A 24,644-nucleotide genomic window follows, 5' to 3' on the forward strand; every position below is an offset into this window, starting at 1 on the left:
GCTGAGCCACACGTGAACGAAGACCTCGTCCCACCCGGTCCGCTGACTCCGGGTGGCCTGCGGGTCACCGCGCTGGGTGGCATCGGCGAAATCGGCCGCAATATGACGGTTTTCGAGCACCTGGGCCGGTTGCTGATCATCGACTGCGGGGTGATGTTTCCCACGCACGACGAGCCCGGCGTCGACCTCATCCTGCCGGACCTGCGCCACATCGAGGACCGGCTCGACGACATCGAGGCGTTGGTGCTAACCCACGCGCACGAGGACCACATCGGGGCGATTCCGTTCCTGCTCAGGCTGCGGCCCGACATCCCGGTCGTCGGTTCGACGTTCACCCTGGCGCTGGTCGCCGCGAAATGCCGCGAATACACCATCAACCCGGTGTTCGTCGAGGTCGCCGAGGGTCAGCGGAGCACGCACGGCGTGTTCGAGTGTCAGTATTTCGCGGTCAACCACTCCATCCCGGACGCGCTGGCCATCGCAATCCGCACCGGCGCGGGAACCGTCTTGCACACCGGTGACATCAAGCTCGACCAGCTTCCGCTCGACGGCCGGCCCACCGACCTGCCCGGCATGTCCCGGCTGGGCTCACAATATGGAGCCGGCGTGGACCTGTTCCTGTGCGACTCGACCAACTCCGAGATCCCCGGCGTCGGGCCCTCGGAAAGCGAGGTGGGCCCCGCGCTGCACCGGCTGATCCGGGGCGCCGACGGCCGCGTCATCGTGGCATGCTTCGCCTCCAACGTGGACCGGGTGCAGCAGACCATCGACGCCGCGGTGGCATTGGGCCGGCGGGTGTCGTTCGTCGGGCGGTCGATGGTGCGCAACATGGGCATCGCCCGGGAGCTGGGCTTCCTGCGCGTGGACGATTCCGACCTGATCGACATCTCCGCCGCCGAGATGATGGCGCCCGAGCGGGTGGTGCTGATCACCACCGGCACCCAGGGCGAGCCGATGTCGGCGCTCTCGCGCATGTCGCGCGGCGAGCACCGCAGCATCACCCTGACGTCGGAGGATCTGATCATCCTGTCGTCGTCGCTGATACCGGGCAACGAGGAGGCGGTCTATGGAGTCATCGACTCGCTGGCCAAGATCGGGGCCCGTGTCGTCACCAATCAACAGGTGCGCGTTCATGTTTCCGGTCATGCCTACGCGGGCGAGCTGCTATTCCTCTACAACGGGGTGCGGCCGCGCAACGTGATGCCGGTCCACGGCACCTGGCGGATGCTGCGCGCCAACGCCAAGCTGGCGGCGCGTGCCGGTGTGCCGGAGGAGTCAATCCTGTTGGCCGAGAACGGCGTCAGCGTCGACCTGGTCGCCGGCAAGGCGTCGATCGCCGGGGCGGTGCCGGTCGGTAAGATGTTCGTCGACGGCCTGATCACCGGCGATGTCGGCGACATCACCCTGGGCGAACGGCTCATCCTGTCGTCGGGTTTCGTCGCGGTGACCGTGGTGGTCAAGCGCGGCACCGGCCGCCCGGCGGCCGCGCCACACCTGTATTCACGCGGTTTCTCCGAGGATCCCAAGGCGCTCGAGCCCGCCGTGCGCGAGGTCGAGGCGGAGCTGGAGCAGCTGGCCGCCGCCGACGTCACCGATCCGATCCGGATCGCCCAGGGCGTGCGCCGCACCGTCGGCAAGTGGGTGGGCGAAACCTATCGCCGGCAGCCGATGATCGTGCCGACGGTCATCGAGGTTTAAGTCTTTTCCGCTAGGTCTTTTCCGCGTAGGCCGACCATTCCAGCTGGGAGGCCTTGAGTTTGCGGCCGGTGGGCTCCACGTAGCGCTGGACAAGTTCGTCGGGACCGGCCTGTTCCACCAGCCGCCAGCCGTATTCGGCGATGAACCCCGCGACCTCCTCGGGTTGCAGGCCGAAATGCCATAGTTGCCGGCGCTGGCGGACGCTGCGGTACAGCGTGCGGGTGCCGTACCGATTCGTCCCGTCGATGAAATCCCTGCGGACGTAGGTGAACACCAACCGGCTGCCCGGCGCGGCCGCCCGCAGCCCCTCCAGGGTCCGCCGAACCGTTTCCTCGGTGAGGTATTGGGTCACGCCCTCACAGATGAAAAAGGCCCGGTAATCGGTGTGATAGCCGTGCTCGGCCAGCGAGGTGAGCAGGTCGTCGCGCTCGAGGTCCAACGCCACCAGCCGAACCGACAGCGGCGGGCCGCCCAGCACGCGTCGGACCGTCTCGGCCTTCCTGGCGATGTTGACCGGCAGGTCCACCTCGAAGACCGGGATGCGGATCCGCCGGGTCAGCAGGTAGGGCCGGGTGTCCAATCCGGCGCCGAGGATGACGACCGCGTCGATGTCGGCCAGCGCCTCGCCGAGCTTGTCGGCGATGAAACGCTTGCGGCAGGCCAGGTTTGCCCACAGCCCGCGGCCCGACCACTCCGATCCGCGGATCATCAGGTTGCGAACCGTCGCCGAGCGGGTCGCGGCGACCAGCCAGCGCAGCGGGGCCGGCAGAAACAGCTCCGCGAGGTCGTCGTCGACCAGGCGGCGCCCGGGTGCCTCGTTTTGTTCGACGGCCGCCAACACCATCGGGCCAAAGGCGGTCTGTGCAACGGGATTTCGCGGCATGAGCTACTTCTTGTTCACAAAGCCCGCGTCGACCGGCAACGCGACGCCGGTGAGGTAGCGGGCCTGGTCGGACACCAGCCACGCCACCGCGTTGGCGATGTCGTCGGGCTGGAGAACCTGCACCGGCAGCGCGTTGCCCATGTCCGGCGGCGAATCGGACTCGGCCACTAGCTGGGCGAGCCACTGCCGGGTGAACTCGTTGTTGATCATCGGGGTGTCGACGCCGGACGGATGTATCGAGTTGACCCGGATATTTTGCCGCGCAAGCAAATTGGCGTATACCCGCATCAACCCGACCACCCCGTGTTTGGCGGCGGTGTAGCCGATGGAGCCGGCATCGGCGCTGCCGATGCCGGCCAGTCCCGCGGCCGAGCTGATCAGCACGATCGATCCGCCGGCGCCCTGCGCGATCATGGTCGGTATCGCCGCCTCCACGGTGTGGAAAACGCCGGTGAGGTTGACGTCGATGACGTCGCGCCAGCCGTCGCCGCCGGATTGCATGGGGGCGATACCGGCGTTGGCCACGACGATGTCGAGCCTGCCGAACTCATCCAGGCCCGCCCGCAACGCGGCCGCCAGCGACGCGGGATCGCGCACGTCGCCCCGCGCGGCCACGATGCGGGAGCCGGTGTCCTCGACGAGCTTCACCGTGGCCGCCAGGTCATCCGGCGTCGCCAGGGGATAGGGGACGCTGGCGATCTGTTCGCACAGGTCGACCGCGATGATGCTCGCGCCGTCGGCGGCCAGCCGGACCGCGTGCGCTCGTCCCTGGCCACGCGCCGCACCGGTGACGAGGGCGACCCGGCCGCTGAGTGGGCCTTCCGGTGGCCGGTCCATTACGGACGTAGCCGTCCTTTGTCCGCATCGCCGGCGGGCACCGGCTGCAGCATCTTGATGTCGGGCGCCCCGGCCAGGTGCTCGCCGGCCGCCTCGAACAGCTTCCCGATCGCGGGCGCGGTGCTGTGCACCTTGAGCGCGTCCTCATCGGCCCATTGCTCGACGAACACGAAGGTCTCGCCCGTTTGGTGCAGCGAATACAGCTGGCAGCCGGGTTCGTCGTGCACCTCTTCGACCGCGCGCGTCAGGATGTCGCGGACGGTGTCGACCGATTCGGGCTTGACGGTCATGGTGGCGACGACGACGACGGGCATGCTGGGGCCTCCTGGGAGCTCCGAAGGTGTTTGATCACCGGTTGCCACCCTACTCACGCATCCCCGCGACCGGTTGCCCCCAAGGCGGGCGTTACCAGTGTGGCGGGTGGTGTAGATGGTGTCTTTGCGACTACCCTTGCCGTCATGGCTAGTAAGACCGTCGCCCGCTCCGGATCCCGAACGAGCAGGTCAAAGGCCGCGTCCAGAGGTGCGCGGCCGGCGGCGCCCCGCAGGAGGGTGGGCAGGCCCGCCAAACGGCGCAACCGGTCGCTGCTGGTCGCCGCCGGGCTCGCCTGCGGCCGGGCCGTGCGCGGCACCTGGCTGATGGCGGCGCGGGGCACCGGCGGCGCGGCCCGGTCGATCGGCCGGGCCCGCGACATGGCCCGCGACATCGAGCCCGGGCATCGTCGCGACGGCATCGCGCTGGTCCTGCTCGGCCTGTCCGTCGTGGTCGCCGCCAGCTCGTGGTTCGACGCCGCCCGGCCGATCGGCGCGTGGGTCGACACGGTGTTGCGGACCTTCATCGGCTCGGCCGTCCTGGCGCTCCCGCTGGTCACCGCCGCGGTGGCGGTGGTGCTGATGCGCACCCAGCCCAACCCCAACGCGCGGCCCCGGCTGGTCCTGGGCGCCAGCCTGATCGCCCTTTCGGTCCTCGGCCTGCGCCACCTGTGGTCGGGCTCGCCGGAAGATCCTGAGGCACGGCGCCGCGCCGCGGGGTTTATCGGCTTTGCCATCGGCGGGCCGCTGTCGGACGGGCTGACGGCCTGGATCGCGGCGCCGCTGTTGTTCATCGGCGCGATGTTCGGGCTGCTGCTGCTGACCGGGACCACGATCCGCGAGGTGCCCGACGCGGTGCGCGCCATGTTCGGCACCCGGCCGTTCGGACGTGAATACGCCGACGGGGCTGCCTACGATTACGGGGACGAATTCGACGACGACGCCGACGTCGATGCGCGCGAAGACTTTTCCGACGGTTACTACGACGACGCGGCTTTCCACCCCGATCACGAGCCGCCGGCCTGGCCGTCCGCCGATGCCGCCCAGGCCGCCTTCGAGGACGACATTCCCACCATTCCGGAACCCGCCGCCCGCGGCCGCCGCCGCGCGTCCCGCAAGCAGGACACCCAAGCCCTGGACCGGGTCGTCGAGGGTCCCTACACGCTGCCACCGATGAGCCTGCTGGTCGCCGGGGACCCGCCCAAGAAGCGCAGCGCCGCCAACAACCAGATGGCCGACGCCATCAGCGAGGTGCTCAACCAGTTCAAGGTCGACGCCGCCGTCACCGGCTGCACCCGAGGACCCACCGTCACCCGCTACGAGGTCGAGCTGGGGCCCGGCGTCAAGGTGGAGAAGATCACCGCGCTGCAGCGCAACATCGCCTATGCGGTGGCCACCGAGAGCGTGCGCATGTTGGCGCCGATCCCCGGCAAGTCCGCCGTCGGCATCGAGGTGCCCAATACCGACCGGGAGATGGTGCGGCTGGCCGACGTGCTGACCGCGCCGTCGACCCGCCGCGACCACCACCCGCTGGTGATCGGGCTGGGCAAGGACATCGAGGGCGACTTCATCTCGGCCAACCTGGCCAAGATGCCGCACCTGCTGGTCGCCGGCTCCACCGGGTCGGGCAAGTCCAGCTTCGTCAACTCCATGCTGGTGTCGCTGCTGACAAGGGCGACCCCGGAGGAGGTCAGGATGATCCTGATCGACCCGAAGATGGTGGAACTCACGCCGTACGAAGGCATTCCGCACCTGATCACCCCGATCATCACCCAGCCGAAGAAGGCCGCGGCCGCGCTGGCGTGGCTGGTCGAGGAGATGGAGCAGCGCTACCAGGACATGCAGGCGTCGCGGGTGCGCCACATCGACGACTTCAACGCCAAGGTGCGTTCCGGGGACATCACCGCGCCCCTGGGCAGCCAGCGCGAGTACCGGCCCTACCCGTACGTCGTGGCGATCGTCGACGAGCTGGCCGACCTGATGATGACCGCCCCGCGTGACGTCGAGGACGCCATCGTGCGGATCACCCAGAAGGCCCGCGCCGCCGGCATTCATCTGGTGCTGGCCACCCAGCGCCCGTCGGTCGACGTCGTCACCGGGCTGATCAAGACCAACGTGCCGTCCCGGCTGGCGTTCGCCACGTCGTCGCTCACCGACAGCCGGGTGATCCTGGACCAGCAGGGCGCCGAGAAGCTGATCGGGATGGGCGACGGCCTGTTTTTGCCGATGGGCGCGGGCAAGCCGCTGCGGCTGCAGGGGGCGTTCATCACCGACGAGGAGATCCAGGCCGTCGTCGCGGCGTGCAAGGACCAGGCCGAACCCGAGTACACCGAGGGCGTCACCACCGCCAAGACCACCAGCGAACGCGCCGATGTCGACCCCGACATCGGCGACGACATGGACGTGTTCCTGCAAGCCGTCGAGCTGGTGGTGTCCAGCCAGTTCGGCTCCACCTCGATGCTGCAGCGCAAGCTGCGGGTCGGCTTCGCCAAGGCCGGCCGGCTGATGGACCTGATGGAGACCCGCGGCATCGTCGGGCCGTCCGAAGGGTCCAAGGCGCGCGAGGTGCTGGTCAAGCCCGACGAGCTGGCCGCGACGCTGGCCGCGATCCGCGGCTCGGACTCCGACGGCGGGGCCGCCGAGTAGCCCGGCGAACAGACACAGAATCGCATTGCTCGGGCCTCGCGAATGCGAGTCTGTGTCTGCTCGCGGGCTTAAAGCACCAGCAGCATGCGGGAGTTGCCCAGAATGTTGGGCTTGACGTAGCTGAGGTCCAGGAATTCGGCGACACCGATGTCGTAGGAGCGGCACATCTCCTCGTACACCTCGGCGGTGACCGGGGTGCCCTCGATCTCGGTGAACCCGTGCTTGCCGAAGAACTCGGTCTCGAAGGTCAACACGAACACCCGCTCCAGCTGCAGCTCACGGGCGACGTCCAACAGCCGGTTGACGATCGCGTGGCCGATGCCGTGGCCGGTCATCGACGGGTCGACGGCGACGGTGCGGATCTCGCCGAGGTCGGCCCACAACACGTGCAGCGCCCCGCACCCGACTACTTTGCCCGGGATGTCGGGGTGTTCGGCCACCCAGAATTCCTGGACGGCCTCGTAGAGCGTCACCAGGTTCTTTTCCAGCAGGATCTTTCCCGCGTAGGTGTCGACGAGTCGTTTGATCGCGGGAACGTCCGGCGTTCGCGCGCGCCGGACCACCGGCAGGCTATCCCGTGAATGGGTCACGGCTAACAGTATCGGCATCCGCGGTGGGTGCGCTGGTCAACCGTTATTCTGATGCCGTGCCGGGGCAGCCTCAAACGGGTCCGATGGCGGACCGCGCCCGTATCGCCAACCTCGCCAATGTCCTGACGTTATCGCGGCTGGTGTTGGTCCCGGTCTTCCTGCTCGCCCTGTTCACCGGGGATGGCCACCAAATCGCCGGCCGCATAGTGGCTTTCGTGATTTTCACGGTTGCCTGCCTCACCGACCGGTTCGACGGTCTGCTGGCCCGGAATTATGGGATGGCCACCGAATTCGGTGCGTTCGTCGATCCGGTCGCGGACAAGGCCCTGATCGGGTCGGCGCTGATCGGCCTGTCGATGCTCGGCGACCTGCCGTGGTGGGTCACGGTGGTGATCATGAGCCGCGAGGTGATCGTCACGCTGTTGCGGTTGGCGGTGATACGGCGCGGCGTCATTCCGGCGAGCTGGGGCGGCAAGCTCAAGACCGTGGTCCAGGCGGTGGCGATCGGATTGTTCGTGTTGCCCTGGGCGAGTGAGCCGGGACCGTTCCTGGTGGCGGCGTCCGTCGTGATGGGGGTCGCGATCGTGCTCACCGTGGTCACCGGCATCGACTATGTGATCGGGACCATCAGGGAAGTGCGCCAGACGACCGGCTGACCCGGGAACCAACCCCACCGTCGCCGGCGTTCACCTAATGAGTGCCTGCTGACTTGGGGTTATTTTTCGTGCTGGGCAGGGCTGACTGGACGAAGGAGAGCGGGATGCCGCCATTGGTGCGCGAGGTCATCGGCGACGTGTTGCGCCGGGCTCGGATGTCACAGGGCAGGACGCTTCGGCAGGTGTCGGATTCGGCGCGGGTGAGCCTCGGATATCTCTCGGAGGTGGAGCGCGGCCGCAAGGAGCCCTCCAGTGAGCTGCTCAATGCGATCTGCGACGCGTTGGACGTCCCGCTCTCGGCCGTCCTCACCGACGCCGGCGAGCGGATGGCGAGCGAGGAACGCGCCGCTTACGCCGCGCCGACCGGCGGGGCCAGCGCGACCACCATCGACGCCGCCACCAAGGTCGTCATCCCGCCGGTGGCGTCGCTGGCGGTGGCCTGAGAGCGCCGCGGGTGCCGGGCGATCCGATCCAGCGCAGGGGTGGGGCGATCGGCGCCAACCCATTAAATTGAGCGGCAGGGTGAGCGCAGAGCAGGGGCCCGTCCGGCCCCACAAGAAGCGAAGGCGGAGCTAATCCATGGCCAATCCGTTCGTCAAAGCGTGGAAGTACGTCATGGCGCTGTTCAACGCGAAGATCGACGAGCACGCCGACCCCAAGGTGCAGATCCAGCAGGCCATCGAGGAAGCCCAGCGCACCCACCAGGCGCTGACCCAACAGGCCGCCCAAGTGATCGGCAACCAGCGCCAGCTGGAGATGCGGCTCAACCGGCAGCTGGCGGACATCGAAAAGCTGCAGGTCAACGTGCGTCAGGCGCTGACGTTGGCCGACCAGGCCACCGCCGCCGGCGACGCCGCCAAGGCCGCCGAATACAACAACGCCGCCGAGGCGTTCGCGGCCCAGTTGGTGACCGCCGAGCAGGGCGTCGAGGACCTCAAGACGCTGCACGACCAGGCGCTGTCCGCCGCGGCCCAGGCCAAGAAGGCCGTCGAGCAGAACGCGATGGTGCTGCAGCAGAAGATCGCCGAACGCACCAAGCTGCTCAGCCAGCTCGAGCAGGCCAAGATGCAGGAACAGGTCAGCGCCTCGCTGCGGTCGATGAGCGAGATCGCCGCCCCGGGCAACACCCCGAGCCTCGATGAGGTCCGCGACAAGATCGAGCGCCGCTACGCCAACGCGATCGGTGCGGCCGAGCTCGCCCAGGGTTCCGTGCAGGGCCGCATGATCGAGGTCGAGCAGGCCGGCATCCAGATGGCCGGTCATTCCCGGCTGGAGCAGATCCGCGCGTCGATGCGTGGCGAGGCCCTGCCGACGGGCGGGACGCCCGCCGCGCCCGGGGCCACCCCCGCGCCCGCCGAGGCCGCCGGTGGCCAAGTCGCCGAGAAGCCCCTTGGCCAGTAACGCCGCGGACGGTCTGACATGGCGGTGAAAGCGACCCACCGCGGGCCGTGGCGAGCGGCGCTGGAGCGGGGAGTCGGCACCGCCGCCGCGGTGTCCGAGCTGGTGGCCCAAAAGATCAGCGCCGCCACCGATCCGCGTGCCCGGCTGTTGCGCCGCCGCCGTCGCGCGCTGCGGTGGGGCCTGATATTTGCCGCCGGGTGTGTGTTTTGGGCGGTGGTGACGGCGCTGCTGGCGGCCTGGGGCTGGTTCGCGTTGCTGCTGGAGATCACCGGCCTGATCGCGGTGGTGCAGGCGATTCCGGCGACGTTGTTGCTGCTTCGCTACCGCTGGCTGCGATCGGAGCCGCTGCCGGCGCCCCGGCCCGTCAACGCCCGCCGGCTGCCGCCGCCCGGCTCGGCGGCGCGACCCGCGATGTCGGCGCTGGGCGCCTCCGAACGCGGATTCTTCTCCTTGCTGGGCGTGATCGAGCGCGGCTCGATGCTGCCGACCGCCGAAATCCGCGACCTGACCGCGGCGGCCAGCAAGACCTCGGCGGCGATGGCGGCCACCGCCGCCGAGGTGGTGTCGATGGAACGGGCGGCGCGGTATGCCGAATCGTCGCGGTCGTATCTGGTGCCCACCATCAACGCGTTCACCGCGCAGTTGAGTGCCGGCGTTCGTCAGTACAACGAAATGGTCACCGCCGCAGCGCAATTGGTGTCCTCGGCCAACGGCGATAGCGGGCTGGCGGCATCCCAGCAGCGCTACCGCACCGAGTTGGTCGGCGCCACCGATCGCCTGCTCGGTTGGGCGCAGGCGTTCGACGAACTCGGCGGATTGTCGGGGGCCTGACTCGTCGCGCCGACTCAGTCGGACCGCGGGCCGTAGCGCTCGATGTATGCCTGGTGGATGTGGGCATCACGCTTGCGGGCGAGTTCGTCGACCAGGTTCGGGTCGAGACCGTGCACGGCCAGCATGTGCCGGCGCCACACCTTGTTCAGCGCGTGCGAAAAGTAGACGAACGGAATGAGAATGGGCAGCGTCATGCTCAGGTGGACGTCCACCGTCGTCGGTATCAACCAGAACGGGGCCAACACCAGCACCGCGGGCACGGCGACGCGGATCATCATCCGGCGGGCGGCGCCCTTGCCGGCCAAGTCATTGCGCACCCAATCCCGCATCGAGTCGGGCAGCCGCCCGCCGGCGCAATAGCGGACGAATTGCAGGGCGTTGGGCTTCGTGCGGGGTGTGTCGGCGCTCATGGACGTCTCCCGGCTAAAACGTCGCCTTGAGCGACGGCACCACCAGCGCCGCCACACCGCGTGCGGTCGCCTTGACCATGTCGAAGAAGTCGAAGTAGTCCCGCCACAGCGTGATCTTTCCGTCGTGGACCTCGAACACGCCGCAGACCCAGAACTGAAGCCGCAGCGGGCCGACGATGAGCGCGTCGGTGCGTTCGGTGAGCACCGCGGCGCCGTCGGCCGCGATGCGATGGATCTTCACCTCGAAGGCGGCGCGGCCCTCCATCCGGCGGAAGAGCTTGATCGCCCGGGCGCGACCGTGGATCGTCGGCAGCCCGACGTTCTCGTAGACGAGGTTGTCGTCCAATGTCGCTTCCGCGGTTTCGAAGTCGTCGTCCTGCAGGGCATTCAGAAAATTCTCGACCGTGCGGGTGTTCGCAACGGCTGTGCCAGTCAGCTCGGTCATGTTGCCAGCGTAGGCCAGCCCGGCGGCCCGGCGCTGTGGCAGGGTAGGGCCGGTGCGCGTCGCCGTGGTCGCCGGGCCAGATCCCGGGCACTCGTTTCCCGCGATCGCGCTGTGCCAACGCTTCGCCGAGGCGGGCGACGAGCCCACGTTGCTCACCGGTGGCGAATGGGTCGACGCCGCCCGCGCCGCCGGCATTGCCGCCGTCGAGCTGGACGGGCTGGTGGCCACCGACGACGACGTCGATGCCGGGGCCAGAATCCACCGGCGCGCGGCGCGGATGGCCGTGCTCAACGTGCCGGCGCTGCGCGATCTGGCGCCCGACCTGGTGGTGTCCGATGTCATCACCGCGGGCGGCGGCATGGCCGCCGAGCTGTTGGGGATCCCGTGGGTCGAGCTCAGCCCGCACCCGCTGTACCTGCCGTCGAAGGGCTTGCCGCCGATCGGCAGCGGGCTGGCGGCGGGCACGGGCCTCCGTGGCCGGCTGCGGGACGCCGTGATGCGGGCGCTGACGGCGCGGTCCTGGCGGGCCGGCCTGCGGCAGCGCGCGGCCGTGCGGACCGAGATCGGGCTGCCGGCCCGCGACCCGGGTCCGCTGCGGCGGTTGATCGCCACGCTGCCCGCCCTCGAGGTCCCCCGACCGGACTGGCCGGCCGAGGCCGTCGTCGTGGGCCCGTTGCACTTCGAGCCGACCGATCGGGTGCTGGAGGTTCCGCCCGGCTCGGGGCCGGTGGTGGTTATCGCCCCGTCGACCGCGCTGACCGGGACCTCGGGGTTGGCCGAGGTCGCGCTGGGGTGCCTGATACCGGGGGAGACGCTGCCGGCGGGGTCGCGCCTGGTGGTGTCGCGGCTGGGCGGGGCGGAGCTGGCGGTGCCGCCGTGGGCGGCGGTAGGGCTGGGGCGGCAGGCCGAGCTGTTGGCGCACGCCGACGTGGTGATCTGCGGTGGCGGTCACGGGATGGTGGCCAAGGCGTTGCTGGCCGGGGTGCCGCTGGTGGTCGTTCCCGGCGGCGGGGATCAGTGGGAGATGGCCAATCGGGTGGCGCGGCAGGGGAGCGCGCGGCTGATCCGGCCGCTGACCGCCGGTGCGCTGGTGGCCGCGGTGGGCGAGGTGTTGTCGTCGCCGCGGTACCGGGAGGCCGCGCAAGCCGCCGCCGCCAGCGTCGCCGAGGTCGCCGATCCGGTGCGGGTGTGCCACGAGGCGCTGGCTTTGGCGGGGTGATTCGCTCGGTATGTTGGCTGGCGTGCGGCTGACGGAGTTCAACGAGCGGATCGTTCTGCGGTTCGGCGCCGTGTACGGCGCATCGGTGCTGGTGGACCACGTGCTGAGCGGCTTCGGCGGCCGGACCGCCGCGCAGGCGATCGAGGACGGCGTCGAGCCCCGCGACGTCTGGCGGGCGCTGTGCGCCGACTTCGACGTGCCCCGCGACCAGTGGTGAGGGTCGCTCAATCGCGAGACTGCAACTACCGACGCCGTCTCTTGGCCGATGCGTCGGTAGTTGCAGTCTCGCGGGGCTTTTAGGCTAAAGCGGGCAATCGCCGCATGTGCCGCCGTCGGGCAGGCGGTAGAAGAGGCAGCAGCTGCGGCGCCGGAAGCCCAGGTTCGGGCCGGTGATCACGCCGGATCCGGCCAACGCGCCGGTGTCCAGCAGCGAGTCGGTGACCTCGACGATTGGCCGGCGCAGGTCGGGCCGGGCCGTAAGCAACGCCCGGGACGCGCCGACCAGTGCCGAGGCGATGTTGCCGGCCAGCAGGCCGGGCGCCAGCTTGACCCGCAGGCCGGCGGCCAGGGGTTCCATGTGTTGTCGCACGACGATGCGGTACAGCACGTCCGGAGCGGGCGAATCGAGGGGTTCTCCGACGGGTTCGGGCAGTCGTAGCTGTGCCCCGCCGTCGGCGCGCTGCAGGTCCTTGAGGTCGGGAACGACGCCGTGGCCCAGGGCGCACGCGAGCATGGGTGACCAGAGCCGGGTGGCGTGGCCGAGGTGAACCAGTGAGGCGGCGATCCGCAGGTCCGTGGTGTGGTAGCGCCGGGCGGTGGCGTCGACCAAATCGGCGAATCCATCGGCGTAGCACCGCCCCACCGGATGCCATCCGGCCGCGTCACCGCCCACGGTTATCGCGAAAAACCCTCCGTAGGAAGGTGTTTCGGCCAGTTCGGCGGAGATGTCCATGTGTTCGCTGGCCCGGCCCTTCGGAGCTGATATTGCACGCGCGCGGCGTGTCCACTTGAATCGAACAGGTGTTCGGCTACTGTGGTGAGCGTTCGGAGATGTCGACTTGTCGGTGGCCATCTCTAGTGTCACGGCCAACCGACCGATACCGGTCACCGAACACATCGAACTATAGGAGAGGCACCATGGCACAAGCCCCCGACCGCGAGAAGGCCCTCGAACTGGCGATGGCCCAGATCGAGAAGAGTTACGGCAAAGGCTCGGTGATGCGTCTCGGCGACGAGATGCGTCAGCCGATCTCGGTCATCCCGACCGGGTCCATCGCGCTGGACGTGGCCCTGGGCATCGGCGGCCTGCCGCGCGGCCGGGTCGTGGAGATCTACGGCCCGGAGTCCTCGGGTAAGACCACCGTCGCGCTGCACGCGGTGGCCAACGCCCAGGCCGCCGGCGGCGTCGCGGCGTTCATCGACGCCGAGCACGCCCTGGATCCGGATTACGCCAAGAAACTCGGCGTCGACACCGATTCCCTGTTGGTCAGCCAGCCCGACACCGGTGAACAGGCCCTGGAGATCGCCGACATGCTGATCCGCTCCGGCGCGCTGGACATTCTGGTCATCGACTCGGTGGCGGCCCTGGTGCCGCGCGCGGAACTCGAGGGCGAGATGGGGGATAGCCACGTCGGGCTGCAGGCCCGGCTGATGAGCCAGGCGCTGCGGAAAATGACCGGCGCGCTGAACAATTCGGGAACCACCGCGATCTTCATCAACCAGCTCCGCGAAAAAATCGGCGTGATGTTCGGCAGTCCCGAAACGACAACGGGCGGAAAGGCTTTGAAGTTCTACGCGTCGGTGCGCATGGACGTGCGCCGGATCGAGACGCTCAAGGACGGCACCAATGCGGTGGGCAACCGCACCCGGCTCAAGGTCGTCAAGAACAAGTGCCTCGCCGAAGGCACTCGGATCTTCGATCCGATCACCGGTACGACCCATCGCATCGAGGATGTTGTCGATGGGCGAAAGCAAATCCATGTCGTGGCCGCGGCCAAGGACGGAACGCTGCATGCGCGCCCCGTGGTGTCCTGGTTCGACCAGGGAACGCAGGATGTGATCGGATTGCGGATCGCCGGCGGCGCAACCGTGTGGGCGACGCCCGATCACAAGGTGCTGACGGAGTACGGCTGGCGTCAGGCCGGAGAACTCCGCAAGGGAGACCGGGTGGCGCAGCCACGGCGCTTCAATGGATTCGGTAGTAGTGCGCCGATTCCGGCGGATCATGCACGGTTGCTTGGCTATCTGATCGGGGATGGCTACGTGGGGGGTAAGACTCCGGTCAACTTCATCAACGTTCAGCAGCCCCTCATTGATGACGTGACGCGAATCGCGGCGACGCTTGGTTGTGTGGCCCATCCACAGGGGCCTATGTCGCTTGCGATCGCTCATCGACCCGGTGAGCGCAACGGTGTCCTCGACCTTTGCCGGCGGTCAGGTATTCACGGCAAGCTCGCATGGGAGAAGACGATTCCGAACTGGTTCTTCGAGCCGGATGTCGCTGCCGATGTAGTCGGGAATCTGCTCTTCGGTCTGTTTGAGAGCGACGGCTGGGTGAGTCGGGAACAGACCGGGGCGCTTCGCGTCGGTTACGCGACGACCTCCGAACAGCTCGCACACCAGATTCATTGGCTGCTACTGCGATTCGGCATCGTGAGCTCCGTTCGAGATTACGATCCGACCCAAAGGCGGCCGAGCATCATCAACGGTCGACGGGTCCAGGCCAAGCGCCAAGTGTTCGAGGTCCGGGTCTCGGGCATGGAGAACGTCACGGCGTTCGCGGAATCGGTTCCCATGTGGGGCCCGCGGGGCATCGCCCTTACCCAGGCGATCCCAGAGGCTATGCAGGGGCGCCGGCGTGGATCGCAGGCGACGTATCTCTCCGCGGAGATGGCCGATGCGGTGCTGAACTACCTCGACGAGCGCGGCGTGACCGCACGGGAGGCGGCAGCCATGATCGGCGCGGGTTCTGGGGACCCTCGCGGTGGGATGAAGCAGGTTCTGGGCGCCAGCCGTCTCCGTCGGGATCGTGTGCAGGTGCTCGCGGATGCCCTGGATGACAAGTTCCTGCATGGTGTGTTGGCGGAAGAGCTCCGGTACTCGGTGATCCGAGAGGTGTTGCCAATGCGGCGGGTGCGGACGTTCGACCTCGAGGTCGAGGAGCTGCATAACCTTGTCGCGGAGGGGATTGTCGTGCATAACTGCGCGCCCCCCTTCAAACAGGCCGAGTTCGACATTCTCTACGGCCGGGGCATCAGCAGGGAAGGCTCGCTGATCGACATGGGCGTGGACCAGGGCTTCATCCGCAAGTCCGGTTCGTGGTTCACCTACGAGGGCGAGCAGCTCGGACAGGGCAAGGAGAACGTCCGCAACTTCCTGATGGAAAACGCCGACGTGGCCAACGAGATCGAGAAGAAGATCAAGGAAAAGCTTGGCATTGGCGCGGTCGTGACCGATGACCCCTCCGGTGATGTCCTGCCCGCCCCCGTCGATTTCTGAGCCCTCCCGCGAAGAGCAGGCGCGGGCGTTGTGCCTGCGCCTGCTCACCGCGAGAGCGCGCACCCGGGCCGAGCTGTCCGGACAGCTGGCCAAGCGTGGATACCCCGACGATGTCAGCGCCCGGGTGCTCGACCGGCTCGCCGACGTCGGCCTGGTGGATGACACCGACTTCGCCGAGCAGTGGGTGCGGTCCCGGCGGGCAAACGCCGGAAAAGGCAAGCGCGCCTTGGCCGCCGAACTGCACACCAAGGGCGTCGACAACGACGTGATCACCGCGGTGCTGGGTGGGATCGACGCCGGTGCCGAACGCGACCGCGCCGAGCGGCTGGTGCGGGCCAAGCTGCGGCGGGAGAACCTTGACGGTGATCAGACGCGGGTGGCGCGTCGGCTGGTCGCGATGCTGGCGCGGCGCGGGTACAGCCAGGGCATGGCCTACGACGTGGTCAGCGCCGAGCTTGGGTTGGAGCTCGACCGCCGCCGCACGTAGCGGTCACCGGAACGCGGCCGCGTTCTGCTCCGCCCACCGATCGAACGAAATCGGTTGGCGGCCAAGGATCGACGCCACGTTGCCGGTGAGCGAGGCCTGTTCTCCCGCCCGGATTGCGCGAAAAATCTCCAGGCGGGCCTCGATCAAGGCTTCCGGAACGCCTCGGGCCGCCTGCTGCCGTCGTTCCTGCTCGTCGGGGATCGCCTCGAAGCGCAGTTGCCGTCCGATGGCCGAACCGACCTTTGCGGTCATGTCGGCGAAGCTCAGCGCTTTTGGCCCGGTGATGGGCAACGACTGTCCCATGTAGCGCGGGCTCGTCATCGCCTCGACCGCCACGGCGGCGATGTCCTCGGAATGGATGAACGGGATCCTGCCGTCGCCGGCGCAGCAGCGGACGGTCCCGTCGGTCTTGATCGATGCCGCCCACGCCAAGAAGTTGTCCATGAATCCAGACGGTTGCACGAAGACGAACCCGACCCCGCTGCCGCGGATCGCGGCTTCACCCTCGCGGTGCCACACGCCGGTCCCGACGCCCGACCCCACGTCCAGGGTGGACAGCTTCACCACTCGTCGCACCCCCGCGGATTTCGCGACGTCCACGGCGGATTTGTCCCTGTCCGCGAGATCCGGGCCCGCCGTCACCAGGAACATCACGTCGACGCCCTCGACCGCGCGGGCCAGCGATGCCGGGTCGGCGAAGTCTCCGACCCGCACGTCGACAAGGCCGCCATAGCGCTCGGCGGCCTTCCCCGCGTCGCGCACGAAGACCCGGGGGTGCTCACCGCGCCCGAGCAGCCCGTCGGCGACCCGGCCGCCGACGTTGCCGGTGGCCCCGGTCACGAGATAGGTGGTGCTGCCCGAGTCGTGCATTGGCGTTTCCTTTCGCTGGTCGCTGGTCGCTGGGCCTGTGCCGACCAGACTGGGACCAGAGACGGTAAAGCGCTACAGAAGCCCTCAATATCGGCGGAAACCGCCGCAATAATGGGCTATATGACAGAAACGCTCAGAGACGTGCCGCCGGTCTTGGATGCGGTCGATCGCCGGCTGATGCACGCCCTGGGCGTCGACGCCCGGGCGCCGTTTCGTCTGCTCGCATCGGTCCTCGGGGTATCCGAACAGACCGCGGCCCGGCGATATCACCGGCTGTGCGAGGCCGGCGTGCTGCGTGTCCTGATGCTGCCGGCGCCGGATCCCGTCGATCGCGGGCAGCTGGTGCGCCTGGAGGTGCAGCCACAGGCCGTTCGTGCGATCGCGGACGTCCTGGCGCGCCGGCCCGACGTCTCCTACGTGCGGCTGATGAACGCGGGCGCCGAGATCCTGTTCGGCGTGCGCGCCCGGGCCCGGTCGGACCGTGACGCGCTGCTGTTCGATCAGCTGCCGCGCGCGGGCCGCATACTGCGCACGACGGTGTATTCGCTGCTGCAGCATTTCCGGACGCCGGGCGAAGCCGATTGGGCCGGATTCGGTGACCGGCTCAGCCCCGAGCAGCGGCGGCGGCTACAGCCCGAGCGTCCGCAGGAGCCGTCGATGCGCGTCGGGCCGTCGGATCACGCGATCGTCGAGGAGCTCGCCGTCGACGGCCGGGCGACCTGCGCGCGGCTGGCCCGAGTCAGTGGCATGTCCGAGTCGGCGGTGGCCCGCCGCCTCGAGCTGTTGACCCGCAGCGGAGCCCTGTACGGCGACGTCGACATCGCGCCGGAGTTGCTGGGCTACCCCGCGGGCGCGCAGCTGTACCTGGACGTGGTGCCCTCGAGGGTGCCCGACGTCGGGGCGCTGCTGGCGGCTCACGCGCCGACGGCGTTCGTCGCGGCAGTGGCCGGGCCGGCCAATTTGCTCGCGGCCATCCGCTGCCGAGACGCCGCCGAAATCTACGAGTACGTCACCACGACCATCGGCCGGGTCGAGGGTGTGAACCGCGTCGAGGTGTCGACGGTGTCGCGCACGGTCAAGCATGCCCGCTCGACAACCGACGAGAACCGACTGAGCAGGGCGCCTGCCGGTGGCGCACCTTCCCGTCGCCGTACCATGGCCCCGTGACTTCGATGGTGGCGCCGGACGCCCCGGGCCTGGCCGGGCCCGCGGTCCAGGCGCGCACCTATCAAGTCCGCACCTACGGCTGTCAGATGAATGTCCACGACTCCGAGCGGCTGGCGGGTCTGCTGGAAGCCGCCGGCTACCGCCGGGCGGGCGACGGCTCAGACTTTGGAGACGCCGACGTGGTGGTCTTCAACACATGCGCCGTCCGCGAGAACGCCGACAACAAGCTGTACGGCAACCTCAGCCACCTGGCCCCGCGCAAGCGCGCCAACCCCGACATGCAGATCGCGGTCGGCGGCTGCCTGGCCCAAAAAGACCGGGCGGCGTTGCTGCGCAAGGCGCCCTGGGTGGACGTCGTCTTCGGCACGCACAACCTCGGGTCGCTGCCCACGCTGCTCGACCGGGCCCGGCACAACAAGGCCGCGCAGGTGGAAATCGCCGAGGCGCTGCAGCAGTTCCCGTCGTCGCTGCCGAGCGCCCGCGAATCCGCTTACGCCGCTTGGGTTTCCATCTCCGTCGGATGCAACAACAGCTGCACCTTCTGCATCGTCCCGTCGCTGCGGGGCAAGGAGGTCGACCGCAGTCCGGCCGACATCCTTGCCGAGGTTCGGTCACTGGTGGACGACGGCGTGCTCGAAGTCACCCTGCTGGGCCAGAACGTCAACGCCTACGGAGTGTCCTTCGCCGACCCGTCGCTGCCCCGCGATCGGGGCGCCTTCGCCGAGCTGCTGCGCGCCTGCGGGCGCATCGACGGGCTGGAACGCGTGCGGTTCACCTCGCCGCATCCGGCGGAGTTCACCGATGACGTCATCGAGGCGATGGCGCAGACCCCGAACGTGTGCCCCGCCCTGCACATGCCGCTGCAGTCGGGATCCGACCGCGTGCTGCGCGCGATGCGGCGGTCCTACCGCGCGGAGCGCTATCTGGGCATCATCGACCGGGTTCGGGCGGCCATGCCGCACGCGGCCATCACCACCGACCTGATCGTCGGGTTCCCCGGCGAGACCGAAGAGGACTTCGCGGCCACCCTCGACGTGGTGCGCCGGGCCCGGTTCGCGGCGGCGTACACCTTCCAGTACTCCAAGCGGCCCGGCACCCCGGCCGCCGAACTCCCCGGGCAGCTCCCGAAAGCCGTTGTGCAGGAACGCTACGAGCGGCTGGTCGACGTGCAGGAGCAGATCTCGCTGGAGGGCAATCGCGCGCTGGTCGGGCAGGCCGTCGAGTTGCTGGTCGCCACCGGGGAGGGCCGCAAGGACGCCCGCACGGCCCGGATGACCGGACGGGCCCGCGACGGGCGGCTGGTGCACTTTGCCTCTAATGAAGCCGCGGCCGGCGACGACGTGCGGCCGGGCGACGTCGTCACGACGGTGGTCACCGCCGCCGCGCCGCACCACCTCATCGCCGACGCGGGCATCCTCACCCACCGCCGCACGCGGGCGGGTGACGCGCACGCCGCCGGCCGGCGTCCGGGCGTCGTCGGTCTCGGCGTGCCGAAGATCGGGCCGTCGATAGATCCGCTGGAACCCCTGGGATGTGCCCCATGAAGAAAGAACACCCGAGCCTTGATGCCTTACGAACCGAGATCGAGGCCGCGGAACGCCGGGTGGCGCGCGAGATCGATCCCGGCCCAAGGGGATTCGTCGTGTCGATCCTGGTGTTCGTGCTGCTGGGCTCGTTCATCCTGCCGCACACCGGCGACGTGCGGGGATGGGACGTGCTGTTCAGCAGCCCCGGCGCGGGCGCGGCCGCGGTGGCGCTGCCGTCGCGGGTGTTCGCCTGGCTGGCGCTGGTGTTCGGCGTCGGCTTCTCGATGCTGGCGTTGATGACGCGGCGCTGGGCGCTGGCCTGGATCGCGCTGGCCGGTTCGGCGACCACCGCCGCGGTCGGGCTGCTGGCCGTCTGGTCGCGCCAGACCGTGGCCGCCGGGCATCCCGGACCCGGGGCGGGCCTCATCGTCGCGTGGATCACCGTGATCCTGTTGACGTTTCACTGGGCCCGCGTGGTGTGGTCGCGCACCGTCGTGCAACTTGCCGCCGAGGAACAGCGGCGCCGCATCGCCGCACAGCGGCAGTCGATGACGCTGCTGGACAGCGTGCAAACCAACGCCGACGACGCGGCCGGCCCAGACCCGGATTCCTAACGGCTTAAGACCTGCGCGTCAGCGCCTCGGCGGCCGCTTCGGCCCACTGCCGCCACTGCTCGGCGTTGGCCCTGGCCTCTTCGGCCTCCTTCGTCCGGCCGGCCGCCGCCGCCTTCTGAGCCTGGAGTTCGTACTGCTCGGCACGGGTTGCGAATTGCTCGGCGCGGGCCTGCGCCTGCGGGTCGGACCAATCCGCCTGGCCGGCGTCGCGCACCCTCTTCTCGACCGCGCGCAGCCGCCGCTCCAACTCGGCGGACCGCTCCCGGGGAACCCTGCCGATCGCGTCCCATCTTTCGGCGATCGATCGCATCGCCGCCTTGGCGGCGTCAAGGTTGCCGGTGTCGAGCTTTTCCGCCTCGGCCAGCAGCGCCTCTTTGGCCGCGGCATTGGCCCGCAACTCCGTGTCCTTTTCCGCCGTCGCGGCGTTACGAGCCGTGAAGAACGCGTCCTGGGCGGCCTTGAAGCGATGCCACAGGGCGTCGTCGACCTCTTTGGTCGTTCGACCGGCCGCCTTCCATTCGGTGAGCAGCTTGCGGAATTCGCCGCTGGTGGCGGTCCAATCGGTCGAATCGGACAGCTCTTCGGCCCGCTCGCAGAGCCGCTCCTTGGACTGCCGGACCCCCGATCGCTCCCGGTCCAGCTCGGCGAAATGGGATCCCCGCCGCCGGTTGAAGGCCTCCCGGGCCGCCGAATAACGCTTCCACAGCGCGTCATCGACTTTTCGGTCCAGGCCGGTGATCGTCTTCCACTCGTCGAGGATCGCGCGCAGCCGCTCGCCGGCGGCTTTCCATTGGGTCGAGTTGGCCGCCAAGTCCTCGGCCTCGGCGGCCAGCGCCTCCTTGCGGGCGGCCTGGGCGGCCCGATGCTCCTCGCGCCGGGAGCGATCCGCGGCGACCGCGGAGTCGGCATGCTCGAGAAGGCCGGCCAACCGGCCCGCGAGCGCGTCGACATCGCCCAGCACGGATACCGTCGGCAGCGTTTCGGCCAGCGCGGACGCGTGGGCCTTGATCTTGCGGGCGTCCCCGGTTCCCGACGCCAGCCGCTCCTCCATGAGCGTGATCTCGGTGCTCAGGTCGTCGAATCGGCGGCCGAAGTGGGCGAATGCCGCTTCGGGGTCGCCGGCCTGCCAGGAGCCGACGATGCGCTCGCCGGCCGAGCTGATCAGCCACACCGTGCCGTCGTCGTCCACACGTCCGAACCGGTGTGGATCGCTGGGCTGGGGCGCCGGCACCTGATAGGGGGCGGGTCGCGGCCCCGAGCTCGGAGGCCGGGGACCGGGACGCGGTCCCGGACGTGGCACCGGCCTCGAAACTGGCCCCGAATCCGGCTGGGGCACCGGCCCGGCTGAATCGTTGCTGTGGGGCTCGTCAACCGTCATGCGCTCGTCACCACCCTCCTGCAACCCTTTCGCGCGGTCGGTGTTCCGCGCGCTTGCCGCGCGTAGCGGCACCCGTACGGCCGGAGTCCGGTGCGGCCCCGGCGCGATCGCCGGCTGCTCCGCAATCGGCTCCAACAGTATTCAAGCAGCTTGCCTCGCGCCGCGTGCCCACCTTTTGCCGGCGCCGATCATCGCCCGCGTCGGCCAATTTCGCAAAATGCCCGTGCGCCTACCCGGAGGCGACCGATCGGCCGTTAGCTCGTCGGCCCCGGAGACCGGGTGGATAACAGTTCGATTCCACCGCCGCTCGGGCCATATGACGCCGTCGCGCAGCCCGGTACGGTGACGGAGACGCGTGTTACGGCTGTTACGGATGGGGCCGGGGGGTGGATCGCCATAGCCAGGGTGGATATCGCGGCGCTGCTCGCGCTGGTCGCCGCGCTGATATCGGGTGTCGGGGACGTGGTCCGTCAGCGGTCCGCGCAGGAAATCACCGATGAGCAGGTCGGTCATGTCGAGCTGCTGCGGATGTCGTTGCGCGACACCCGGTGGTGGCTGGGCGGAATGGCGGCGGTGGCCAGCGCCGCGCTGCAGGCCGTCGCGCTGGGACTGGGCTCGGTGGTGTTGGTGCAGGCGCTGCAGGTGACGGCGTTGCTGTTTGCGTTGCCGGTTTACGCGTGGGTGACCAAGAAGGGGTTGACCCGCCGGGAGTGGGGGTGGGCGCTGCTGCTGGCCGCCGCGGTGGCGGTCTTCGTCATGGTGGGTGAGCCGGCGGCCGGCTACCCGCGGGCCTCGATGGCGACCTGGGCCATCGTTGCCGTCGTGATCGGCCCCGCCATGGTGTTTTGCGTGCTGGGCGCGCGGATCTGGTCGGGCCCGGCGGCCGCGGTGCTGCTGGCGGTGGTGTCGGCGTCGTCGTGGGCGTTGTTCGCGGTGTTCACCAAGGCCATCGTCGACGTGCTCGACGGCGGCTTGGGCGCGCTGCTGCGGGCCCCGGAGTTGTATGGCTGGCTGCTGGTCGCGGTGCTTGGGGCGGTCTTTCAGCAATCGTCGTTTCGCGCCAGCTCGCTGACCGCGTCGTTGCCGACGATGACGGTGGCCGAGCCGGTGGTCGCGTCGGTGCTGGGTGTCACCGTGCTGGGTGAAACCCTCGGGGCCGAGGGCCCGAGGCTCATCGCTTTGGCGGCTGCGGTAGCGGTGGTGATCGTCGCGACCACGGCCCTGGCCCGTGGCGAGGCCGCCTCGATGGCCGCCGGCGAACAGCGGCGACCCGCAAGCGGCCACCCGCCGAGGGTGGCATTGGGCGCCGCCTCTCCGGTCGTGGTGGGCGTGATCGGTCGCGGGCCGTCGCCGCTCGCGACATTCGAGACCCCGGCGCTGTCGCACTACAGTGGTCGTTGAACTGAGATCAAACAGCAGGTGTATTTACAGCTTTCGGGAAACGCTGGTGGAACGGTCGTGAAGGGGTCCCATGTCGAAGGTGGACATCGCGGCGCTGATTGCCTTGTGCGCGGCGCTGTCCTCCGCTGTCGGCGATGTGATCCGGCAGCGCTCCGCGCAGGAGATCACTGACAAGGAGGTCGGCCACCTCGAGCTGTTTCGCATGTCATTGCGCGACAAGCGGTGGTGGTTGGGTGGCGTGGCGGCGATCGTCAACTACAGCCTGCAGGCCGTGGCCCTGGCGTGGGGGTCGGTGGTGATGGTGACGGCGCTGCAGGTGACCGCGCTGCTGTTCGCCTTACCGATCTACGCGCGGCTGAGCAAACATCGGGTGACCCGCTGGGAGTGGGGGTGGGCGGCGGTACTGGCCGCCGCGTTGGCGGTGGTCATCATCGTCGGTGACCCGGAGTCCGGCCAGGAGCGGGCGCCGCTGTCGACGTGGATCATCGTGGCCCTGGTGATGGGCCCCGCGCTGGTGGCGTGTGTGCTTGCGGCGCGTGTCTGGTCTGGCCGTCCGGTCGCGGCGGCGCTGCTGGCGACCGTCGCCGGTTCGTCGCTGGCGCTGTTCGCGGTGCTGACCAAGGGCGTCGTCGAGGTGCTCGAAGAGGGCTTCGGTGCCGTGCTGCGCGCGCCCGAGTTCTATCCCTGGCTACTGGTCGCGCTGTGCGGAATGATCTTCCAGCAGTCCGCTTTCCGCGCCGGCGCGCTGACCGCGTCGCTGCCGACGATGACCGTCGCCAAGCCCGTGGTGGCCGGCGTGCTCGGGATTACCGTGCTCGGCGAGACGCTCAAAACCGCAGGACCCGCCGCGTTTGCGCTGGTCGCGGCCGTGGCCCTGGTCATTGTCGCGACGGTTGCGCTGGCTCGCGGGGAGGCCGCCTCGATGGCGGCCGGCACGGGGCGAGACGCCACGCCAGACCCGTCGGGTCAGGGATCCTTCCCCGGTGAGCGGGTGAGGCCCTCGGGTTAGCGTCCCCGGCCGCATCGGAGGAAAGCCGGGACCGGGAGCTGCTCGAGCCGCCAAGACGTTAGTTTGATTGCGTGCTGAGCGCCATCGCCATCATTCCCTGCGCGCCGGTGCTTGTCCCCGAGCTCGCCGGAGCAGCCGCCGCCGAGGTGGCCGACCTGACCGCGGCGGTGCTGGCGGCGGCCGCCCTGTTGCCAACCCGCTGGGTGGCCATCGGAACGGGCGGCGCCGACGAGCTACTGGAGCCCGACGGCCCCGTGGGCACCTTTGCGGGTTTCGGCGCCGACGTCCGGGTTTCGCTCTCGCCGCGGACTCACTACGGCGCCGAGCCGGTCGATCTTCCCGTGTGCGCGCTGCTCGCCGCCTGGATTCGGGGCCGGGCCCGGCCCGAAGCCAGCGTGCGGGTTCGCGTCCACCGCGGCGACCACGACGCCGGTACCGCGCTGGCCCGCGGCAGGCAACTGCGCGCCGAGATCGACGCGACGCCGGATCCGATCGGTGCGCTCGTCGTCGCCGACGGCGCGAACACGCTGACGCCGGCGGCACCCGGCGGCCACCACCCCGGCGACGCCGACGCGCAACTGGCCCTGGACGACGCGCTGGCAAACGGCGACGCCGCCGCCCTGGCCCGGCTGCCCCAGCGGATCCTGGGTCGGGTCGCATTCCAGGTGCTGGCCGGCCTGACCGAGCCGGGGCCGCGATCGGCCAAGGAGCTCTACCGTGGGGCGCCCTACGGCGTGGGCTACTTCGCCGGCGCCTGGCAGCCGTGA

25 protein-coding genes are annotated in these 24,644 nt (G+C 69.4%); 16 read left to right on the top strand and 9 right to left on the bottom strand.

Annotation, left to right across the window (positions count from 1 at the left end):
• The first annotated feature begins 12 nt into the window (after window positions 1–12).
• Window positions 13–1,698 carry a ribonuclease J gene (locus K3U93_RS08705; protein WP_083010036.1) on the top strand — a complete coding sequence of 562 codons (1,686 nt, stop codon included), beginning with the start codon at window positions 13–15 and terminating at the stop codon, window positions 1,696–1,698.
• A gap of 10 nt (window positions 1,699–1,708) precedes the next feature.
• Here K3U93_RS08705 and K3U93_RS08710 read toward each other — a convergent pair whose 3' ends face one another.
• Genes K3U93_RS08710 through K3U93_RS08720 form a run of 3 tightly spaced genes read right to left on the bottom strand, consistent with a single transcriptional unit; the run spans window position 1,709 to window position 3,732 of the window.
• On the bottom strand, window positions 1,709–2,581 hold the full coding sequence (locus tag K3U93_RS08710; protein WP_071509071.1) for an SAM-dependent methyltransferase: 873 nt from the start codon (window positions 2,579–2,581) through the stop codon (window positions 1,709–1,711).
• 3 nt (window positions 2,582–2,584) lie between these two features.
• A complete protein-coding gene (locus K3U93_RS08715) occupies window positions 2,585–3,418 on the bottom strand; it encodes a mycofactocin-coupled SDR family oxidoreductase (RefSeq protein WP_083010037.1) in 834 nt (277 codons plus the stop codon).
• On the bottom strand, window positions 3,418–3,732 hold the full coding sequence (locus K3U93_RS08720) for a putative quinol monooxygenase (protein ID WP_083010038.1): 315 nt from the start codon (window positions 3,730–3,732) through the stop codon (window positions 3,418–3,420). The genes K3U93_RS08715 and K3U93_RS08720 overlap by 1 nt, the downstream gene beginning before the upstream one ends.
• Before the next feature lie 144 nt (window positions 3,733–3,876).
• On the opposite strand from K3U93_RS08720, the gene K3U93_RS08725 reads away from it, so the two are divergent.
• Window positions 3,877–6,375: an FtsK/SpoIIIE family DNA translocase gene (locus K3U93_RS08725; protein ID WP_083010039.1), complete on the top strand. Its 2,499-nt coding sequence runs from the start codon at window positions 3,877–3,879 to the stop codon at window positions 6,373–6,375.
• A gap of 68 nt (window positions 6,376–6,443) precedes the next feature.
• Here the strand turns inward: K3U93_RS08725 and K3U93_RS08730 are convergent, their stop codons facing one another.
• Entirely contained in the window at window positions 6,444–6,983 is a 540-nt protein-coding gene (locus K3U93_RS08730) for an amino-acid N-acetyltransferase (RefSeq protein ID WP_071509067.1), read from the bottom strand.
• Between the two features lie 65 nt (window positions 6,984–7,048).
• Here K3U93_RS08730 and pgsA point away from each other — a divergent pair, with 65 nt between their 5' ends.
• The 4 genes from pgsA to pspM all read left to right on the top strand — a co-directional run bounded on the left by pgsA (window position 7,049) and on the right by pspM (window position 9,853).
• Window positions 7,049–7,621, top strand: a complete 573-nt coding sequence (pgsA, locus tag K3U93_RS08735; RefSeq protein WP_071509090.1) for a CDP-diacylglycerol--glycerol-3-phosphate 3-phosphatidyltransferase — start codon at window positions 7,049–7,051, stop codon at window positions 7,619–7,621.
• A 104-nt stretch (window positions 7,622–7,725) separates the two neighbouring features.
• Window positions 7,726–8,064, top strand: coding sequence for a transcriptional regulator ClgR (gene clgR / locus K3U93_RS08740; protein WP_071509066.1), 339 nt, complete (start codon window positions 7,726–7,728; stop codon window positions 8,062–8,064).
• Between the two features lie 136 nt (window positions 8,065–8,200).
• On the top strand, window positions 8,201–9,022 hold the full coding sequence (gene pspA, locus K3U93_RS08745; protein ID WP_083010040.1) for a phage shock protein PspA: 822 nt from the start codon (window positions 8,201–8,203) through the stop codon (window positions 9,020–9,022).
• Between the two features lie 18 nt (window positions 9,023–9,040).
• Window positions 9,041–9,853: a phage shock envelope stress response protein PspM gene (gene pspM, locus K3U93_RS08750; RefSeq protein ID WP_071509064.1), complete on the top strand. Its 813-nt coding sequence runs from the start codon at window positions 9,041–9,043 to the stop codon at window positions 9,851–9,853.
• Between the two features lie 14 nt (window positions 9,854–9,867).
• Here pspM and K3U93_RS08755 read toward each other — a convergent pair whose 3' ends face one another.
• Window positions 9,868–10,263, bottom strand: a complete 396-nt coding sequence (locus K3U93_RS08755) for a DUF5313 domain-containing protein (protein WP_071509063.1) — start codon at window positions 10,261–10,263, stop codon at window positions 9,868–9,870.
• Window positions 10,264–10,276: 13 nt separating this feature from the next.
• Complete coding sequence (locus tag K3U93_RS08760; protein WP_071509062.1) at window positions 10,277–10,708, bottom strand: limonene-1,2-epoxide hydrolase; 432 nt, start codon at window positions 10,706–10,708, stop codon at window positions 10,277–10,279.
• A 52-nt stretch (window positions 10,709–10,760) separates the two neighbouring features.
• On the opposite strand from K3U93_RS08760, the gene K3U93_RS08765 reads away from it, so the two are divergent.
• Both K3U93_RS08765 and K3U93_RS08770 read left to right on the top strand, forming a co-directional pair.
• Window positions 10,761–11,927: a glycosyltransferase gene (locus K3U93_RS08765; protein ID WP_083010041.1), complete on the top strand. Its 1,167-nt coding sequence runs from the start codon at window positions 10,761–10,763 to the stop codon at window positions 11,925–11,927.
• 22 nt (window positions 11,928–11,949) lie between these two features.
• Window positions 11,950–12,144 (top strand): DUF3046 domain-containing protein, encoded by a 195-nt coding sequence (locus tag K3U93_RS08770; protein WP_420915384.1) that lies wholly within the window; start codon window positions 11,950–11,952, stop codon window positions 12,142–12,144.
• A gap of 84 nt (window positions 12,145–12,228) precedes the next feature.
• On the opposite strand, the gene K3U93_RS08775 is transcribed toward K3U93_RS08770, so the two are convergent.
• The gene (locus K3U93_RS08775) at window positions 12,229–12,879 is read right to left on the bottom strand and encodes a (2Fe-2S)-binding protein (protein ID WP_083010043.1); all 651 of its coding nucleotides are present in this window, start codon (window positions 12,877–12,879) and stop codon (window positions 12,229–12,231) included.
• A 185-nt stretch (window positions 12,880–13,064) separates the two neighbouring features.
• Here K3U93_RS08775 and recA point away from each other — a divergent pair, with 185 nt between their 5' ends.
• Together recA and recX are read left to right on the top strand one after the other, a co-directional pair.
• Window positions 13,065–15,425, top strand: a complete 2,361-nt coding sequence (gene recA / locus K3U93_RS08780) for an intein-containing recombinase RecA (RefSeq protein WP_083010044.1) — start codon at window positions 13,065–13,067, stop codon at window positions 15,423–15,425.
• Window positions 15,397–15,912 carry a recombination regulator RecX gene (gene recX / locus K3U93_RS08785; protein ID WP_083010045.1) on the top strand — a complete coding sequence of 172 codons (516 nt, stop codon included), beginning with the start codon at window positions 15,397–15,399 and terminating at the stop codon, window positions 15,910–15,912. The genes recA and recX overlap by 29 nt, the downstream gene beginning before the upstream one ends.
• A gap of 3 nt (window positions 15,913–15,915) precedes the next feature.
• Here the strand turns inward: recX and K3U93_RS08790 are convergent, their stop codons facing one another.
• Window positions 15,916–16,782, bottom strand: a complete 867-nt coding sequence (locus K3U93_RS08790; RefSeq protein WP_083010046.1) for an SDR family oxidoreductase — start codon at window positions 16,780–16,782, stop codon at window positions 15,916–15,918.
• A gap of 120 nt (window positions 16,783–16,902) precedes the next feature.
• Between K3U93_RS08790 and K3U93_RS08795 the strand changes: the two genes are divergently transcribed.
• The 3 genes from K3U93_RS08795 to K3U93_RS08805 are packed head-to-tail and all read left to right on the top strand — an operon-like array spanning window position 16,903 to window position 20,089.
• Complete coding sequence (locus tag K3U93_RS08795; protein ID WP_176219919.1) at window positions 16,903–17,949, top strand: Lrp/AsnC family transcriptional regulator; 1,047 nt, start codon at window positions 16,903–16,905, stop codon at window positions 17,947–17,949.
• A gap of 5 nt (window positions 17,950–17,954) precedes the next feature.
• Window positions 17,955–19,493 (top strand): tRNA (N6-isopentenyl adenosine(37)-C2)-methylthiotransferase MiaB, encoded by a 1,539-nt coding sequence (gene miaB, locus K3U93_RS08800; protein ID WP_083010069.1) that lies wholly within the window; start codon window positions 17,955–17,957, stop codon window positions 19,491–19,493.
• Window positions 19,490–20,089: an Rv2732c family membrane protein gene (locus tag K3U93_RS08805; RefSeq protein ID WP_083010048.1), complete on the top strand. Its 600-nt coding sequence runs from the start codon at window positions 19,490–19,492 to the stop codon at window positions 20,087–20,089. The genes miaB and K3U93_RS08805 overlap by 4 nt, the downstream gene beginning before the upstream one ends.
• 4 nt (window positions 20,090–20,093) lie before the next feature.
• Here K3U93_RS08805 and K3U93_RS08810 read toward each other — a convergent pair whose 3' ends face one another.
• Window positions 20,094–21,467, bottom strand: a complete 1,374-nt coding sequence (locus K3U93_RS08810) for a DUF349 domain-containing protein (RefSeq protein ID WP_083010070.1) — start codon at window positions 21,465–21,467, stop codon at window positions 20,094–20,096.
• A 396-nt stretch (window positions 21,468–21,863) separates the two neighbouring features.
• On the opposite strand from K3U93_RS08810, the gene K3U93_RS08815 reads away from it, so the two are divergent.
• From K3U93_RS08815 to K3U93_RS08825, 3 genes are all read left to right on the top strand, one after another.
• Window positions 21,864–22,868: a DMT family transporter gene (locus K3U93_RS08815; protein WP_176219922.1), complete on the top strand. Its 1,005-nt coding sequence runs from the start codon at window positions 21,864–21,866 to the stop codon at window positions 22,866–22,868.
• A 70-nt stretch (window positions 22,869–22,938) separates the two neighbouring features.
• Complete coding sequence (locus K3U93_RS08820; protein WP_071510811.1) at window positions 22,939–23,877, top strand: DMT family transporter; 939 nt, start codon at window positions 22,939–22,941, stop codon at window positions 23,875–23,877.
• Window positions 23,878–23,948: 71 nt separating this feature from the next.
• Window positions 23,949–24,644 carry a class III extradiol ring-cleavage dioxygenase family protein gene (locus tag K3U93_RS08825; protein WP_083010049.1) on the top strand — a complete coding sequence of 232 codons (696 nt, stop codon included), beginning with the start codon at window positions 23,949–23,951 and terminating at the stop codon, window positions 24,642–24,644.

The organism is Mycobacterium malmoense (assembly GCF_019645855.1).
Lineage (GTDB): Bacteria > Actinomycetota > Actinomycetes > Mycobacteriales > Mycobacteriaceae > Mycobacterium > Mycobacterium malmoense.